Source organism: Allobosea sp. GW822-FHT05A11 (genome assembly GCF_058800455.1).
Genome location: NZ_JBXAMI010000002.1, coordinates 403,791 through 419,838, shown reverse-complemented (window position 1 = coordinate 419,838; position 16,048 = coordinate 403,791). Strand labels below are relative to the sequence as shown.

The window sequence follows — 16,048 nt, the reverse complement described above, 5'->3', positions numbered from 1 at the left end:
TCCTCCATTGCCTTTCGAAGCGGCGTGGTTTGAACCCGCCATGGCGCTCGCGCGTCTTGGCTCTACCCTGTGAGAAAACCACGACAGCGCATGCTCCGGAGCCGACTCGATTGCGTCACAACAGGTTCTTGTGGAGCCGGCCGTCCTTCATGATCACGGTGAAATTCCGGTGCGGGTCTTCGAGCAGCTTGAAGTCGTCGAGCGGGTTGCCGTTGACGACGAGGATGTCGGCGAGGGCGCCCTCCGCGAGGACGCCGATCGGCGCCGGGTAAGGATTGCGGGGGCCGGAGAGCTGCAGCAGCGCAGCGTTTCCCGAGGTCGCCATCTGCAGGGCTTCTGCGTTGGTGTACCAGTTGCTCAGATGGGTGAGCATGATGTTCTGGCGCTGGGTCAGGGCCGGCGAGAACAGGACATCGGAGCCCCAGGCGGTCTTGATGCCGAGGCTACGAGCGAATTTGTAGATCTTGGGCGTTCCCACAAAGATCTGCTGGGCGCGCTCGACGCCCGGCCCGCTCTGCGAGTCCGCGTCTTCCATGCTGAGGAAGGGCTGCGTGCTCAGCCACGCGCCCTTCTCCGCGATCATCCTCGCCGTGCCCTCGTCCATGAGATGCGCATGCTCGATCGAGGTCACGCCGGCCGCCAGCGAGCGCTGGATGGCGCGGGAGGTGTAGGCATGCACAGTCACATAGGTGTTCCAGTCCTGCGCCACGGCGACGGCCGTGCGAAGCTCGTCCTCGCTGAAGGTCAGGATGTCCAGCGGGCTGCGCGGCGAGGAGACGCCGCCGCCGCCCATGAGCTTGATCTGCGAGGCGCCCTGGAGAAGCTGCTCGCGCACCCGCATCTTGAGATCGCCGAGACTGTCGACGATCGCGGCCCCGCCTATCAGCTCGCCCTTGCTCAGCCGGCCGCCGTCACGCGGGATCTCGCTCGGCAAGCGCAGGTCGCCATGGCCGCCGGAGGTGGTGATCAGCGCCCCGGAGGGGAAGATGCGCGGGCCGGGAATGACGCCGCTGTCGATCGCCTGCTTGAAGGAGAAGACCGGGCCGCCCAGGTCGCGGATCGTGGTGAAGCCGCGCAGCAAGGTGCGGTTGGCCTCGGCGGTCGAGGCGGCGAAGATGATGCCCGGATCGCCGTTGAGCAGGATGTTCAGCGGCACGGCGGCGAAGATCGCATGCCAGTGTGCGTCGATGAGGCCGGGAAGGAGAACCCCGTTGCGGCAGGCGATGACGGTGGCGTCGCCGGGGGGCGGAGCATTGCTGAAATCGACGGACGCGATCCGGTTGTTCTCGACCAGGAGCTGCGCGCGCTCTTTCACCTGGCCCGAGACGCTGTCGAAGAGCCGGGCTTCGCGGAACAGAATCCGGCTGGGCGGCGCGGAGGTCTGCGCCCCGGCGGAGCGGGGCAGCAAGCCGGCGACCGTGGCGGCGGCCGCGCCGCCGAGCAGGCCACGCCGCGAGAACGCCGCGAGGCGGCGGGAGGCCTTGTGAAGGTCGGGATTGCAGCAGCCGCAGCCGGCACGACGCGCCAGATGGCCGTATTTCTCGCCCAGTCTCAGCATTGGCTTCCTCCTGCTCGTCGACCTGGCATGTGGCGATTCATTCGACGACCACGTCGCCGCCGACCGCTTGAGCACTATCGAACAGCATGAATACGATCGGCGTACCGGCCTCGGCCGTGGCGTCGGTCCTGCGGGCGCCGACCTTGCCGCTGCGCGGTGCCGTATATTCCGCGACCACCTCCCCGAAGGTGTTGCGCTGGACCGCGACCTTCTGCCCGGCTTCGACCGTCTCGTTGAGCTTGACCAGAAGCTCGACGAAACCGCCTCTGTTCGTGACGATCGGCAGCATGCCGTCGGCGACGAAGACGTTCGAATCCTGGCCCGTCCTGCCGATGGCCCCGGCGACGATGCCGTGATGCTTGAGGACGTTCATCGTCCCTTCGACGAAGAGCGCGATCATCTCGTGATCGAACACGCGCGGCCGGCCGATCTCGGGCGTGAAGGCCGGAATGCCCGCCGCGATCAGCGCATTTGCCAGGAGTCCGGGGTAGGCGGGATTGTCGAAAATCTGCTCGATCGGGTAGAGCTCGGCCATAGCCTTGACCTCGGGCAGATCCATGCGCGCGAGATGGAACGCGGTCATGTCCATTCCCGTGGCGGCGGTATGGAAGTCGATGCCGTAATCGAGATTCGCGCGCAGCAACCGATTGAACACCAGGCCCGCATGGCGGCTCGGTGCATCGGGGGCGTTTTCGTTGCCGGGAAACAGCCGGTTGATATCGATGAGGTCGATCCCGCGCCCGGAACTCGGCCAGCGCCGCTCCATCCCTTCGATCGCCGGGCGCGAGACGTCGAACACGGCCAGCACCGTTCCGGACATCCCGGCCGGTTCGAGCTGCCTCATCACGGACTGGACGGTGTGCATCGGGCTCATCTCATCGCCGTGAACGCCGCTGATCAGCCCGAGCCGCTTGCCGGGGGGGGCGCCCTTGGCCACCATCACCGACACGTACCAATGCTGGCCCGTCGGCATCTGCACGCCCTGGAAGTAGAAGCTGTGCTTGCCGGGCGCCAGGTCCGCGACATCGAGGGCGCTGATCACGCGCTTGCCGTCGATGATATCGCCCGTATAGACGGTGCCCGATCCTGCGCTGGGAGAAGCCGTCGGCGCTACCGCGGCGGATTGCGCCTGTGCCTGCTCCGCCTTCAGCGCCACGGCCGCACCGACCGTTGCCGCGATCATAAAATCGCGACGGTCGAGGCTTTCGGCTCGTTCAATCGTCATCGTTACGATCCTCAGTGTGCCAAGAGTACATGCATAGGAGCGACAGGCAACGATGCAGGGCAACCCCGATAGCGGTGTCCTGCTCATTATCTCGATACGAACGACTTTGAGATACCGGCGTTTCGGGGCGATTTATGAAAGGAGAAGCGGAAATACAGTCACAGCGCGTGGCGATGACGGTCGTGTGAAGCGGTCGCGCTTGGCCGTTGACGGGCGGCTTTCACCTGCAACACGCGCTCGGCATACGGGAGGGCGAAGGCGTTCGGCTTGTTTTGCTGCCTAACGGGTTTGGCGAGAAGAGGAAAACCTTGACTGCCAGCACGTCCTGATTGGTCAGCAAGATGCAGGAGGCGCTCCAGCCCATCATCAAGCCGCTCAGGGATCAGATAGCCAAGGATGAGTAATTGAGAATTAGGTCAGTATTTCAATCGCATAGGCGTTCGCAAATTGATCCGGCCCGACCCACCAACCTGGACAGGACATGCGATGACAGGGTGTCATCGGCCGTCGCGTGCGGGTGATCGAAGGTCAACAGGGCAGGGGGGTCGCTCGTTGTCCCCCCGGGCAAACGAGATTTCGAATGTCGCGGAAGTCTTCGGCGAGGTTGTTCTTTGTCCTCGGGTTGACGTCGCCGAACGCGAGGCCGAGCCCCTTCCAGGCGCGCAGCCAGTCGTCGTGGCTTTCCTGATCCCTACTGTGCTTCTCGCCCTTCGCGGCGCGAGCCGCGCAGAGCAGGAAGCGCTGGGCCGTTGCTATGGCGCCTCGAAGGCCCCGAGACTGACAACGTCCCCGTTCGAAGGCATGTTGGGTGGCAGCCCGAGTGGGCTTCCTGCGCCAATCAGCCTGCTCCCCTTCGCCAGTCTCAAAAAGCCCGAGATTGGCAGGGAGCCGTCCGCCTGGCGGGGACCGCGCGCAATCGTATCGTCGATGGACTGAAAGTCGTTCAAAGACACGTCGAAATTCGTTGGCGAGAGGGACCTTAAGGCCGCGCCGTTGCTCGCATTGTGCGACTGAGACAGAAGCGAGATGTCGAAGTCGTGCCTTCCGCTTTGTGTGAGGGCTATATTGTTCTGAAGCACCGTGCTCGCATTATGCTGAATGATGAAGGCGTAACCCACCCCACCGCGCGCATTGTTGAAAGAGACATTGTTGAAGACGGCCAGCGGCTGCAACCCGCCATTATAGCCGTTGTCATCAAAGCCGTTTGTCTTGTTGCTCCAGGCAAGGCACCGGGTCACTGTATGGCCGCCATAGATGCCGGTGGCGCCTGGGCGCCGCCCTCCCAGCTTGAAACCGCAGCCGTCGCCACTCTCGTTACGGTTGACCGAGCCGTCGGAGTTGTATCCGTTCTCGAAGGCCCAGTTCTGATCGATAAGGCATGGCGAACCGTTGAGGCTGTCCTTGGCCCTGGAGGGGTTGAAGAAGTCGAAGCCGTCGTCCGTGTTGCGCCAAACGCGGTTGCCGGTGACGACGGTTCCGGTGCTGTCGCTGAGCGAAACCGAGATCCCGTCGGCATTTCCGCCAGTTGCGCCCGGTCCTCCGCCGTGATTGCCAAAGGAGTCGCAATTGCGCACGATGTTGTGATTGCCTTGTCCCAGGATTCCCAGGCCGGTGCCATACTCGTCGTTGAGCCAGCCATTGTCGCGGAAGACGCAGCGCTCAATCAATAAATCGTGATGGATGCCGTTGACAAAGCACCCGCCCATCGGGCCATGGCGAACGGTGAGCCCGCGCAGCGTCAGGTGGGAAGCATCCATGATAACAAGCGCAAACCCGCCGGCTGATGTGCGCGAAGGCCACGCCTGACCCCGTTGTGTCGGGGGCCTCATTGCGGCTCCGTCGATCACGGGAGACTCGCCGGGATAGTTCTCGATGACGATCGGACGTCCCGGTGCTCCGTCGTGACCAGCGAGAAGCCATCCTTCGGCGGCACCGTCGAAGCCGTATTCTCCCCCTCGCAGCAGGATCGTATCGCCGCCGTAGGCGTGGGCGAAGGCGTGAGGAAGCGTGGCGAACGGACGTTCGACCGTGCCCCGCTCCGGATAGTCGCCGTCCTCGCCCATGGGTGCGACGTAGAACGTCCGGCCGGTTCCGTTCGCCTGGCTCGGGGTAGACGCACTTGAAGCCTCATGGCTCACTGCCGAAGCTTGGCCGAATGCCTCTAGTCCATGAAACCCTGCGGCCGCGAGGCTACCAGCGTTGAGGAGAAAACTGCGGCGAGACACCATTGGAAATCCTCCAGGGTCCAAGGCCGGGATCCACCGGCGTCGGCGCGTCACGAGTGAAACCAACCGCGCAGCGGCGAGTTAACCTAACTGCACCCTAGAATTGTTTTATTGACGGAAATCAGCTATTATTGATGTGGGCGGTATCGATCAATCGAGGATCTCGCATGGGCTCCAGTCCATATAGAGATAAGTCGAAATTTGTAATAAGAAAAAGGCAGATACCTGCAAGGAATAGCTTGAAACTATCGAGCTTCAACACAAGTTTAATGCGATCAAGAGGGTTATATAATTATTTTTATGTTCTATATCAACTAATCTCCAATTGTAATGGAGATTTAATTAATCCTAGCATGCCAGGTTCTGCAGAAGATATATTTGATAAATTCTATTTTCTTAGTCTCGATAACAAAGAGCTTCGGCATAGGCTTGACAATTTCGTGCCGCTAGTTTTGTCGGTCATCAAGTTGACGGCCGAGAGTAGTACTACGGTGACGGAATTATGTGATGCGTTGGAAGGGCGCCTTCGCGCTATCGCAAACGCTGATGTATCCACGCGAAAGGGCGTGGATCATTGCTCGCTGGAGGAACTCGTCCGCCTTGAGCTTTCTCCGTATTGCCGCTCCAATCAGTTCGACGTGATCGGGCCGACGGTTGGGCTCCGTAGTGGGCTTGCGCAGTCGTTCTCGATCATCATTCACGAACTCACGACAAATGCAGTCAAACATGGAGCATTGAGCTGCCCGACAGGGAAGGTGCTGGTCCGTTGGAGCATTCAACCCATCGACAGCACCCGCGCGAGCCTGTGCCTGCAATGGCTTGAACGGGACGGGCCTCAAACGACGGGGAGCTGCAAACGCGGGTTCGGGACTTCAATTTTGTGTGATGACGGCAAGGCGATCACCGGCGGAACCTCGACGCTGGGACTCTCGCCGGAGGGCCTGGAGTATGTCCTCACCACAGCTCTGGACTTGTAGGCTCGGCGCTCCGTCGGAATGGGAGGCTCCCGATCACGGCCCTCACTCCTTCCTTTCAAGCCATTGTTGAGCAAACAGCGCTGCGGAGGCCCTGTTCGTGGCTCCGAGCACACGGATGACCGCCGCCGCATGAATCTTGACAGTCGCCTCCGCAATGGCGAGCTCGCGTGCAATCTCCTTGTTGGACTTACCCTGCGCCAGTAGGGCAAGAACATCCCGTTGGCGGTTCGTCAGGCGGATGAGTTGCGAGCGGCTGGACTCGGTTACCTTTACCATCTCGCGCCAGGAAGCGAGTCCCTTCGTGAGAGCCAGGCGCGGCGTGACATAGATTTTCCCGGCAAGAACGTCCTCTATGCCGGCAACGATTTCCTCGTCAGTCTGAAGTTTCGAAATATAGCCGTGAAATCCGCAAGCAAGGCATTCCAGAATGTCAGTAGCTGCTTCGGACGCGGACAGCGCGACCAGATGGATGTTCCGGCAGTTCGCGCTCAGGTCGCTGAGACCCTCGATCGGAATGCGGCGCGGCATATGCAGGTCAATGATAAGAAGATCGAGATCTGGATTTTTCTCGACTGTGGACAGGATTGTGGGAAGCGAGTCCGCTGTCAGGAGATCCGCATCGGGGAATGCGCGCTGAAGGACCAGGTGAAGGCCCTTGCGATAAATCCCATGGTCGTCGGCTAACAGGATACGCCACATTGTCGTGCCTGGCTCTCTGGCGTCTGCCGCGCCGTCGGATCAGCACATACCCCTCGACCTATTAAGACACTCATATACCACAAATTCTGGGAACTGTCGCAAGCGGACGGCCATTGCCTTCAGGCTTCGGCATCTTCCCATTTGGGTGACTGAGCGACCCGAGCGAGCTGCGCCATGTCTCGGTAGCAAATGGTTTTCCGGGTCGGGAGGTCGATCAAACCGCGCGCCCGGAATGCCGCCAATGTACGGCACGCGGTTTCCATCGACATCCCGAGATAATCAGCGACGTCATTGCGGGGGATTGTGAAACGGAGCGCCTGCGCGCGCCTCGGATCCTGCGGGAGGTGTTCGTAGATCTGAAGCAGAAACCACGCCATTCGGCTCGTGGCGCTCTTCTTGCCTGTGGCTGCCAGGAGGCAGATGGACGCCTGAAGCGCCTGGTCCGTGCCGGACGACTCGAACGTGCCGACGTCCTCATGACTGCGCGGCCTCAGCACGCAGCGCGTGACGGCCTCCGCAGTATAGCGTTGCAGAGCCGCAGCCTGGATAATGTCGCCAGGCCAAAAGAATGCCAGGATCTGGCGCGAGCCATCGCTCCAGAGACGCGCCGCCCGAACGGTGCCCTCGACAATCTCGATGGCTTGCGGCTGTCGTTCGTCCTGCCAGAAAAGGACGGCGTTGCGAGCAAGTACTCTGTGGCGGATATCCCTCGCGCTTGGCGAGCGTTCCTCCAGCAGCGAATGAGAATCTGTAGCGATCTGAAGCATGGTGCGATCCCTTGATCGCAACCAAGGTATTCGTTCTCTCAACCCTGCCAATCACGCAGAAGGATTAGACCTTACGGTCGAGGCGTAAGCCCTCGGTCTAAGGCGAACGTCGTAGTTCGTCAGTGCGCGACGATGAAGGGATCGCTGCCCAATCGCTATCGCGAATCATGCATGTGAGATCTTAACACAGTGTTAAACGGGGCGAGATCGCCTAAAGAGCGCGGCCAAGGGGCCCGCCACAAGGGCCCAGAGGGACCCAAACCCATAACTGAAGTGAAGCGTAGCCAGCGCTACAGGGAGGAGGAGCAGATGCGCGCCGCGTTCTCGTGCCGCCGCGAGAAGGGTGGCGAAAGCCAGAATGCCCAGGTAAGCCAGCAAAGCAATCAGACCAAGAAGCCCCTCCGACCACGCAATCGTGATCATAGCTTCACAGCTCAATGTGAGGACCAGCGCCAGCGGAGCGAAATGCCGCCAGCTAACGGCATCTGGCCTCTCCCGGGCAGCTCTGACCACCCCGATGCCGTTGGCGAAATACTGCCTCCAGAGCGACCCCAGAGTTTGCCGCGGCAGGTACCAGGCCCGTATTTCCGGCGACAGGTAGAGGCCATACCCCAAACCCTGAATGCGCGCGTTGAAGTCGTTATCCTCGGCGCGATGCAGATCTTCCCGCAGCAGCCCCACGCGATCCACGATGTGCTTCCAATAGCAGCCGTTCCAAATCGCGTCGGCCCAGCCTTCCGCGCCGTCCCGGCGGAATTTCGCGACGCCTACTCCGAACGGGCTCTTATGCGCGGCGACGATGGCGCGGCCGATCAGTGTCCTGCCTGCAGAGGGGCGTGCGATGGCGCCCACGCCTCCGGCGCCCGTTGCCAGCAACGCCTCGACGCTGTTTGTCACGACATCGGGGTCATAGCGCGCATGCGCATCGAGCCGGTTTACGATGTCTCCCGTCGCCAGCTCGAGGGCCAGGTTTATGCCGGCGGCCGGTCCGCGTTTCGGGTTCCGGATCACACGGACCCTGTCATCCACGTCGCTGAGCCGTAGCAGCGTCTCGTAGGTCCCGTCCTGCGAGCAACCATCCGCGAACCAGAATTCGACAATCCGCTCGTAATCCTGGGCGAGCAAATCCGTCACGAGCCGGTCAAGGCAATCGATCTCGTTGTAGACGGGCACGATAACGCTGACCGTCGGGCGACACGGTGGAGCTGTGTTCGGGTGGTCACCGATTGCGCAGCGATAGTTATGCTCGGCGGCGAGCGATCTCGTCATGAACACCCCCGAGAACACGGGCCCGATTCACTTCAAGAATGTTATCCTGCATCAGCGCCCGTCCGTTTCGTCGCAGGCGCTCGCGAAGGTCTGGCGCGCGCACCATCTTCTCGATCGCCCCGGCCAACGAAGAGACGTCCCGCGGAGGCACCAGCAGAGCGGTTTCTCCGTCCGTGAGAAACGAGGGAATTCCCCCAACTGTCGTCGCGACCGTTGGAAGGCCGATGGACAAGGCCTCGTTGATGACCTGTGGGAAGCCCTCGGTTGTGGAGGACAGGACCATGGCTCCCGCCTTCTCGTAGAGGTCGAAGAGCGGCCGACCGTAAGGAACATAGCCGTGAAACGTCACCTGCGATGCAACGCCGAGTTTTGAAGCCAATTCCCGGAGCTCCTGATCCATCGCACCTGTGCCGACGAGATCGACATGACAGTGCAGGCCGCGCTGGTTGAGCTGCGCCATGGCCTCGAACAGGAACCGATGTCCCTTCTCCGGAGCCAACCGGCAGACCTTGATGAGGCGCCTGGGATCGGATCCCGCGGACATCTGCGAGAACATCTCGAACTGCGCACGGTCGACGAGGCAGGGAAAGTGATTGTGCGCGCGGTTGCAGAAGCGGCTGTAGACCTTCGTCATTTCCTCGCCGACCGCAAAGACCGTCCGGTCGCGGGCCAACCGCTTGAAATCCCATTCGAGAAGGTGGGCGGCGAGCATCGCGGCGTGACGCTCCAACCCGCGGTGGGCGCTCATTTGCTCGATGAGGTTCTGGCGCACCATCAGGACAACCGGGATGTCTTGAGCGATGCACATCCGGGCGACGAACTGGCCGATAGGGTGGGGCCCGCAGATGACGAGCACATCCCAGTTCTTGGACTGCTCGCGCACGGATTCGCGAATCCGACGATACATGCGGGGGTCGGCCCGCCAGAGCCGGTACAGGCTGGGATAGAACGGCAGCGCGCATAGAGAGAAGGTGGAGCCGTCCAGGACATAGGGCGCGCGCCCAGGGGTCGGCGCCTCGCGTCCAATGAAAGTGATCTGGTCGACGAAGCCAGCGAAGCTAGCCGGGAAGAGGATGAACGACTCCTCGGTCGAGAGGACAGGCCCCTCGCACCAGAATACTTGGTCGACAAAGAAGGCGACATGCATTGGCTTCAAGGTCTCAGGTGGGTTGCTCACAGAATGACCAAAGCTCGCGTGCGATTTCGACTGGACTTCGCGCCTTCTCGACGGCTGCGCAGGCTGCCTGACCCACGCGTCGGCGCAGCTCCGGATCAGCGATAAGACGGGAAACGTGCTGCGCCAGCTCCGTCGTATCCTGTGTCGCTGTGAACCCGGTTGCGCCATCCTCGATCAACTCGCCGACTCCGTTGACGCGGGTCGCCACGCAGGGCTTTCCGGCTGCCATCGCCTCCAGGACGACATTCGGCGTGCCCTCGTAATCGGACGTGAGAAGAAAGATGTCGGCGGCGCAGATCAGTTCGCGGGCATCCGGCACCGCGCCGACGAGGCGTACGATGTTCTGAAGGCCCAGAGCTTCGATCTGGCGTTCGAGATCGCCACGGCAGCCGAGATTCTCGCCGGCGATGACAGCCTGCACCGGACCATCCGTTTTGACTTTGTCGATGATGTCGAGAAAGCGGTCGAAGCGCTTCTGGCTCGCGAGCCGACCGACCCCAACGATGAGGACGGTGTCCTCTTGAAGGCCAAGCCGGCCCCGCCATTGCGCGCGCAACGCAGCAACCTCGCTCGGGCTTGGGGTCTCGACCCCGTTCGGCACGTAAGCTGCTTTGGGACACACGGTTCTGTGGCTCGAAAGCTGCTCGAAGGTGTCACGCGAATTGCATATGGCCGTGGAGACGCCAGCGAGGCTGGCCCAAGCCCAGACCGATCGGAGACGCGTCGGCAGATCGGCGAATAGCGCATTGCGGAAGGATCCGACGCGCTGAATGCCCGTCCCAGCGAGGGCGAGACCGAAGGGGTTGGTGTACGACGACCAGGAGAAAAAGCAGGTCACGCGCTGCGCCACGCAGGCGGCGCGCAATTGCGTCATTTTGGCTATTCGCCCCCCGACGAGCAGTACGACGGGAATGCCCAGTGCCCGGATGGGACCTTCCCAGAAACCCAGTTGTCCGGAGACGTAGACGGTCGGCGTCCAGCGCGTGCGGTCGCAGTGGACAAGGAACATGTAGAGCTGCCTTTCGCTGCCGCCTTGCGAAAGCTGCCCGATGAGGACTGCGACCGCCCTCGGGGCACCGGGGCGTGCGTCAGCAGCGGTGCCGGGACGGCCTGCCGCGCTGAGAAAGCTTCCCAGCATCATGACAGGGCTTCTCTGGAATGTTCAGCGCGATGGGCGCCGGCTGTGACGGGAGACCCGAAGATCGCCGGCGAGAGAGCGGCGCAGACAGCTTCGAGGCTGTGCCGGCCCCTTACATAGGCCAATGCGCGGACGCCTATCCGATCATTCAGCGACCCGCGCCGCGTCAGCAACCGCACGTCGTTGCGCAGTTCGACATCGCCTCCGCTGAGAAGGCCGATATCTTGCTGCTCAATGATGCCGCCAGGATCCACTGCAAGCGAAACGACTGGCACTCCCAGACTCCACGCCTCCAGCATCGAATTCGGAAAGCCTTCTCCGCTCGAGGTGTTCACGAGGACCTTGCTGCGAGCGAGCAGCGACATCACGACATCCGCCGGCTGCGGCCCCCAATAGGTGACGTTGCTCAACGACTGAATCCGTTGCTCGAGCTCGACACGGGAGGCTGCGGGCAACGTCGGATCGAACCCGCCGACGACGCTGCATGAGAGATCCGGCGTCGAAGCCGCAAGGTCGAGGAATCTCTCGAGACGTTTCTCCGGGCGAATCTGAGCGACCCAAATGGCGTCGATCGACGTGCCCTCGAAATCTCTCGGGACAGAGGCGAAGGACCGCACCAGATTCGGTACGCAAATCGTCCGGCCCTGCAAACCGTGGGCAAGTCGAGCTCGCTGCCCCTCATGCTGCGCCAGGATCGCCTCAGCACTGTGAAGGCCTAGGGCGTAAAGCGGAGCGTGCAGCCAACGCCTGTAGGAATAGGCCTGCCAAGGTCGGCAGTGGTCGTCGTGAGCCAGCGCGTAAATGAAGCGCGCTCGCCCGTCGAAACGGCCAAGCAGCCCTTGCAGCGCCAGAAAGTCGCTCGGCAGCCGCGCATAGATCACATCTGGCGAAGCGTCCCTCAGCACGCGCCAGAACGCTGCGATGCTCGAAGGTTTCAGCCAGCGTGGCGCGGCGTCGATGCAGGTGACGGAGGCAAGTTCCGTTGGCGGACAACGTTGGCTTCCGTCACCGTAGATCAGGCTCACCTTATGGCCGAGCTCTGCCATCGCAGCTGCGAGATGGGCCACCTGGGCCTCGGCCCCACCAGAGGTCCGTGAATCGCCACCGAGCACGTCGATCGAACGGCGGCCAGGCGAGAAAAAGCACCACCGCAGGCTCTGCCCCTTGAGCGAAGGTTGCATCGAGCACGTCTCCCGACCACGTCCCGGACCCGGGCCCGCTTCCCCCGGCGCCATGCGGGAAGTCGCCCTCTGGCCTAAGCCTGCATCTTCATGCGCTCCCGCTGTCCTCTGCATCGGAGCACTCGGCTCCGTGATTGCGAGGCGGCTATCTGCGCGGGTCAGTTGATAAACGAATGACCTCCGAGCCGAGTTGACGCGCGTCATATTCAGTTTGCTGCCGATAGCGCCTACTCGGTTGACGCCAGACAGGCCTGACCCGCTCGGGTCCATGGCTGGCGTCGATGCGCTTCCATCCCGGCGGCGTGCAGGCGAGCAAGGCGAAACAGAAACGATGTGCGGCATTTGCGGCTGGTTCGGACCGGCACAAGCGGCAGGCCCCGAGCTGACCGCCGCAATGACTGTGCCCCTGCAACATCGCGGTCCCGACGACCTTGGAATCGAGGGGGGAGACGGCTGGAGCCTCGGCTTCCGCCGCCTCAGCATCCTGGATCTCAGCCCCCTTGGGCATCAGCCGATGCGAAGCCCTGACGGGAGCTGCTGGCTGGCGTTCAACGGCGAGATCTACAATTATCTTGAGCTGCGCCGCGAGCTCGAGCGAGCAGGCGAGGCGTTCCAGAGCGGATCCGACACGGAGGTGCTGCTGCGGCTGCTCATGCGCCTCGGGGCGGGCGCGTTGCCGCTTCTGAACGGCATGTTCGCACTGGCCTTCGTCGACACGAAGCGGCGGAGCTTCATGCTTGCCCGTGACCGGCTGGGCGTAAAACCCCTCTACTACATGGAGCAGGAGGGACATCTGCGGTTCGCCTCGGAACTGAAGGGCTTGCTGGCTTGCCCTGATGCCCCTCGTGAAATCGACCGTTCCGCCGTGGCGCAGTACCTCGCGCTCGGCTACCTGCCGGGCGAAACCTGCATTTTCGAGGGATATCGGAAGCTGCCGCCGGGCCATGTCCTCGCAGGCTCGCTCGACCGGCCCCATGCGGCATCGCCGGCACCCTATTGGGACCTGACCCTCAACGACGATCCGGTTCGGCGAAGCGCCAGCCCCGCCGAACTGGATGAGCTCGAGAGTTTGCTCTTCGACGCGGTCCGCATTCGACTCCGGAGCGACGTTCCCGTCGGTGTTTTCCTGTCGGGCGGAATCGATAGCGGCCTGGTCGCAGCCATGGCGGCGAAGACGGGACAAGCCCCGCTCGCGCTGACGGTCGGCTTTGCGGAAGAGCACTGGGACGAAAGCGCGCTCGCCCGCACAACCGCGGCCCATGCCGGGCTTGAGCATCGCGTGATCCCGCAACGCGCCGGCGGGCTCAGCGATATCGACCGGCTGGCTTGGCTCTTCGACGAACCCTTCGGCGACCCGTCCGCCTTGCCGAGCTTCACGCTCTGCGAGGCGGCGGCGAGCCATGCGACGGTGTTTCTCTCCGGAGACGGCGGCGACGAGGCGTTCGGCGGCTATCGCCGCTATGTCGAGAGCGCCCGCCGGGAAGGTTTGATCCGGGCAGCCGGCCGTTTCGGCCTCGCGCTGGGTGCGGCGAGCCGGCTTTTGCCGCAGGCGTCGCTCGCCCGCTACCAGCTTTCCAAGCTCAGCTTGCCGGATTGGGGAGCGGCGGCGGTTTTCGACGAGCTGCCTGATGATCCGGTGATGGACGATTGCATTCACCCGGATCTGCGGCCGTTTTTGCGGAACGCCAGCAGCCCGGTATGGGAGAGATGGCGGATGAGCCGCGGCGCTCCGCTGACGGCGCGCCAGCAGAAGCTCGACTATAGCCTCTATCTCCCCGACGATGTGTTGGTGAAGGTCGATCGGGCGTCGATGGCCCATTCGATCGAAGTTCGGTCGCCGCTGCTCGATGTCCGCATCGTCGAGTGGGCCGCGCGCCTGCCCCGTGCATGCCTGCTGGATCACTCCCGGGGGAAACTGCCTCTAAGGGCTCTCGCCGCTCGATTTCTCCCGGAGGTTACTGGCCAAAGCCCGAAGCGAGGCTTCGGGGTTCCTCTGGGCGATTGGTTTCGCGAGCCGGCCGGCCGCGCCATGGTCAGGGAAAGGCTTCTCGACCGCGACAGCAGAGAGCGGGGGTTCTGGAACCTGAATGGGGTGGAGCGGATACTTGATCTGCACAGCTCGGGGCGGAGCCGGGATTTTGGCCTGCTGCTGTGGCGCCTGCTGATGCTGGAAGCCTGGTGCCGCCATTATGCGGCAGGTCCAGCTCAGCATCGGCGAGCGCAGTCCCGTTTACAGGGCGCTGTCGCGTAAGTGCGTCAGGGCGTTACTGTGCTGTGGCATCCCAAAAACCGACCGCTGTTCCATGAGCCCGCCTGCCCAGTCCGCGGCCGGGCGAGTGAAACAGCGGTCGGTTCTTACCGGTGTCCAGCTGGCCGATCCCCAATCGCGACCAGGATCAAGAGAACCGCGCGAAGACAGCCATTTTCAATGGCTCCAGATACAGATCTGCATGATCTGGGTTGTCCGGGCGATCACCTTCTATGGTCGCTTTACGAGTGAAACGACGTAGCTGTGCTTTCCGGATTTCAGAGGGGGAATTTCCGGCAGCGTCTCGAAACTGATGTTGCACGATTGGCCCAGCAAAATCCGAAGCGAGGTGGCGATCTCGTCCAAAGCGGATTGCGCCGGAGCCGTCTTCACGACCATCTTGACGACGACGTCGTCGTAGTCGCGCTGGACGATCTGCGTCTTGAGAAGCCAACCGGCCTCGTGAAAGACTGTGAGAAAATAAACGAAGAAGATTCCCGATACGGCCGTTCCATCCCTCAAGATAAACGCGTCCGTCTGGCGTCCCGACACCGTCTGCAATCGTTCGACGAACGGCAAGGGACCGTCGCAGAATTTGCCGACCACGGCGCGATCCCCGAGTCTGTACCTGATGAGCGGCATCGCGAAATTCGTGAGATTGGTGACGAGGATCTCGCCCTCTTCCCCTTCCTGGCAGGGCTGACCGTCAGGCTTCACGACCTCGACGAGGTTGCAGTAGTCAAACACCTCCAGGCCACCGTTCTCTGTCCGCTCACCGGCAATGTCGCCAACTTCGCGACACCCGTATCTATTGAGCGTCGGACAGCCGAACGCGCGCGAAATCTCCTCCCTCATGAACGGGTGCAGCGTGCCCGCGCTGGTAATGACGTGTCTCACGCCGGAGACCCTGGTCTCGCGGGCATTTGCGAAGCGAGCAAGTTCGAAGGCGCTGTCCGCGTAGGCCTCGATGAGAACGGGACGGTATTGCCGAATCCAATCCAGATAGCGCAACATCGCCGTCTCGCTCATCTTGAACGAGTTCGCCCATTTCTGATTGCGAACGAAGCCGCTGAGCTTGTTGCGCCACCCGAGAGTGCCGGACACCACGTCCCGATCGGACCCCCAAAGCTTGACCAGAGACTCGCCGTCGTCCCTTCCGACCCAGCCGTGATACGTCTCGGTCATGGCGATACCCATCGCGTTGTAATCCTGGTCCTGGATCACGGCGACGGGCTCTCCCGAACTTCCCCCGGAACTGTTCTTGTACGAATGTCTCGAGCTCAAGTCGTCGCTCTTCAAACTCTCAGGGGAGTTCTGCAGGAAGCTCCTCGTTAGCGGTGGCACCTTCCCGAAGCTGGCGATATCAATGACGTCACCACGCGCGATCTCCCGATCGACCAGCAACTTTCGGTAGTGCGGCACGTGTCGCGCTGCGTGCCTGAGCAACTGCGTCAGACGCTGATCCCGCAGGTTTCGCCGCGCTTCGCGGGGCAGGGCATAAAAGTCCGAGATCAAGGTGCGGCATCGCGGGATCGGGCGGTTCATGACGCGCTCGTCGTAGAACTTCAGCATGGGGCGGCGCCA

The 16,048-nt window shown here is 62.4% G+C and carries 12 protein-coding genes; 2 read left to right on the top strand and 10 right to left on the bottom strand.

What is annotated here, in order from left to right; all coding sequences use genetic code 11:
• Positions 1-115: 115 nt before the first annotated feature.
• The 3 genes from AC1RLU_RS07320 to AC1RLU_RS07310 all read right to left on the bottom strand — a co-directional run bounded on the left by AC1RLU_RS07320 (position 116) and on the right by AC1RLU_RS07310 (position 4,846).
• Positions 116-1,558, bottom strand: a complete 1,443-nt coding sequence (locus AC1RLU_RS07320) for a metal-dependent hydrolase family protein (protein WP_091855384.1) — start codon at positions 1,556-1,558, stop codon at positions 116-118.
• 37 nt (positions 1,559-1,595) lie between these two features.
• Positions 1,596-2,783, bottom strand: coding sequence for a M14 family metallopeptidase (locus AC1RLU_RS07315; protein ID WP_492794744.1), 1,188 nt, complete (start codon positions 2,781-2,783; stop codon positions 1,596-1,598).
• A gap of 752 nt (positions 2,784-3,535) precedes the next feature.
• Positions 3,536-4,846: a right-handed parallel beta-helix repeat-containing protein gene (locus AC1RLU_RS07310; RefSeq protein ID WP_492794743.1), complete on the bottom strand. Its 1,311-nt coding sequence runs from the start codon at positions 4,844-4,846 to the stop codon at positions 3,536-3,538.
• 515 nt (positions 4,847-5,361) lie between these two features.
• Between AC1RLU_RS07310 and AC1RLU_RS07305 the strand changes: the two genes are divergently transcribed.
• Positions 5,362-5,985, top strand: a complete 624-nt coding sequence (locus AC1RLU_RS07305) for an HWE histidine kinase domain-containing protein (protein ID WP_492794741.1) — start codon at positions 5,362-5,364, stop codon at positions 5,983-5,985.
• A gap of 42 nt (positions 5,986-6,027) precedes the next feature.
• On the opposite strand, the gene AC1RLU_RS07300 is transcribed toward AC1RLU_RS07305, so the two are convergent.
• The 6 genes from AC1RLU_RS07300 to AC1RLU_RS07275 form a co-directional block, all read right to left on the bottom strand.
• Complete coding sequence (locus AC1RLU_RS07300; protein ID WP_091855379.1) at positions 6,028-6,684, bottom strand: LuxR C-terminal-related transcriptional regulator; 657 nt, start codon at positions 6,682-6,684, stop codon at positions 6,028-6,030.
• 119 nt (positions 6,685-6,803) lie between these two features.
• Complete coding sequence (locus AC1RLU_RS07295; protein WP_492794740.1) at positions 6,804-7,451, bottom strand: helix-turn-helix domain-containing protein; 648 nt, start codon at positions 7,449-7,451, stop codon at positions 6,804-6,806.
• 192 nt (positions 7,452-7,643) lie between these two features.
• Positions 7,644-8,720 carry a glycosyltransferase family 2 protein gene (locus tag AC1RLU_RS07290; RefSeq protein ID WP_492794738.1) on the bottom strand — a complete coding sequence of 359 codons (1,077 nt, stop codon included), beginning with the start codon at positions 8,718-8,720 and terminating at the stop codon, positions 7,644-7,646.
• On the bottom strand, positions 8,692-9,867 hold the full coding sequence (locus AC1RLU_RS07285) for a glycosyltransferase (RefSeq protein WP_492794737.1): 1,176 nt from the start codon (positions 9,865-9,867) through the stop codon (positions 8,692-8,694). The genes AC1RLU_RS07290 and AC1RLU_RS07285 overlap by 29 nt, the downstream gene beginning before the upstream one ends.
• 13 nt (positions 9,868-9,880) lie before the next feature.
• A complete protein-coding gene (locus tag AC1RLU_RS07280) occupies positions 9,881-11,038 on the bottom strand; it encodes a glycosyltransferase (protein ID WP_492794736.1) in 1,158 nt (385 codons plus the stop codon).
• Positions 11,035-12,216 carry a glycosyltransferase family 4 protein gene (locus AC1RLU_RS07275; RefSeq protein ID WP_492794734.1) on the bottom strand — a complete coding sequence of 394 codons (1,182 nt, stop codon included), beginning with the start codon at positions 12,214-12,216 and terminating at the stop codon, positions 11,035-11,037. Before AC1RLU_RS07275 ends, AC1RLU_RS07280 begins: the two co-directional genes overlap by 4 nt.
• 268 nt (positions 12,217-12,484) lie before the next feature.
• Here AC1RLU_RS07275 and asnB point away from each other — a divergent pair, with 268 nt between their 5' ends.
• Entirely contained in the window at positions 12,485-14,467 is a 1,983-nt protein-coding gene (gene asnB / locus AC1RLU_RS07270) for an asparagine synthase (glutamine-hydrolyzing) (protein ID WP_492794733.1), read from the top strand.
• 228 nt (positions 14,468-14,695) lie between these two features.
• Here asnB and AC1RLU_RS07265 read toward each other — a convergent pair whose 3' ends face one another.
• Positions 14,696-16,036 (bottom strand): phenylacetate--CoA ligase family protein, encoded by a 1,341-nt coding sequence (locus AC1RLU_RS07265; protein WP_492794731.1) that lies wholly within the window; start codon positions 16,034-16,036, stop codon positions 14,696-14,698.
• Positions 16,037-16,048 lie beyond the last annotated feature (12 nt).

Coding starts and splice junctions, on each gene's coding strand:
- AC1RLU_RS07280 (WP_492794736.1), bottom strand. CDS start 11,038: ATGATGCTGGGAAGCTTTCTCAGCGCGGCAGGCCGTCCCGGCACCGCT.
- AC1RLU_RS07310 (WP_492794743.1), bottom strand. CDS start 4,846: ATGGGCGAGGACGGCGACTATCCGGAGCGGGGCACGGTCGAACGTCCG.
- AC1RLU_RS07315 (WP_492794744.1), bottom strand. CDS start 2,783: ATGACGATTGAACGAGCCGAAAGCCTCGACCGTCGCGATTTTATGATC.
- AC1RLU_RS07300 (WP_091855379.1), bottom strand. CDS start 6,684: ATGTGGCGTATCCTGTTAGCCGACGACCATGGGATTTATCGCAAGGGC.
- AC1RLU_RS07285 (WP_492794737.1), bottom strand. CDS start 9,867: ATGCATGTCGCCTTCTTTGTCGACCAAGTATTCTGGTGCGAGGGGCCT.
- AC1RLU_RS07295 (WP_492794740.1), bottom strand. CDS start 7,451: ATGCTTCAGATCGCTACAGATTCTCATTCGCTGCTGGAGGAACGCTCG.
- AC1RLU_RS07290 (WP_492794738.1), bottom strand. CDS start 8,720: ATGACGAGATCGCTCGCCGCCGAGCATAACTATCGCTGCGCAATCGGT.
- AC1RLU_RS07275 (WP_492794734.1), bottom strand. CDS start 12,216: ATGCAACCTTCGCTCAAGGGGCAGAGCCTGCGGTGGTGCTTTTTCTCG.
- AC1RLU_RS07320 (WP_091855384.1), bottom strand. CDS start 1,558: ATGCTGAGACTGGGCGAGAAATACGGCCATCTGGCGCGTCGTGCCGGC.
- asnB (WP_492794733.1), top strand. CDS start 12,485: ATGGCTGGCGTCGATGCGCTTCCATCCCGGCGGCGTGCAGGCGAGCAA.
- AC1RLU_RS07265 (WP_492794731.1), bottom strand. CDS start 16,036: ATGCTGAAGTTCTACGACGAGCGCGTCATGAACCGCCCGATCCCGCGA.
- AC1RLU_RS07305 (WP_492794741.1), top strand. CDS start 5,362: ATGCCAGGTTCTGCAGAAGATATATTTGATAAATTCTATTTTCTTAGT.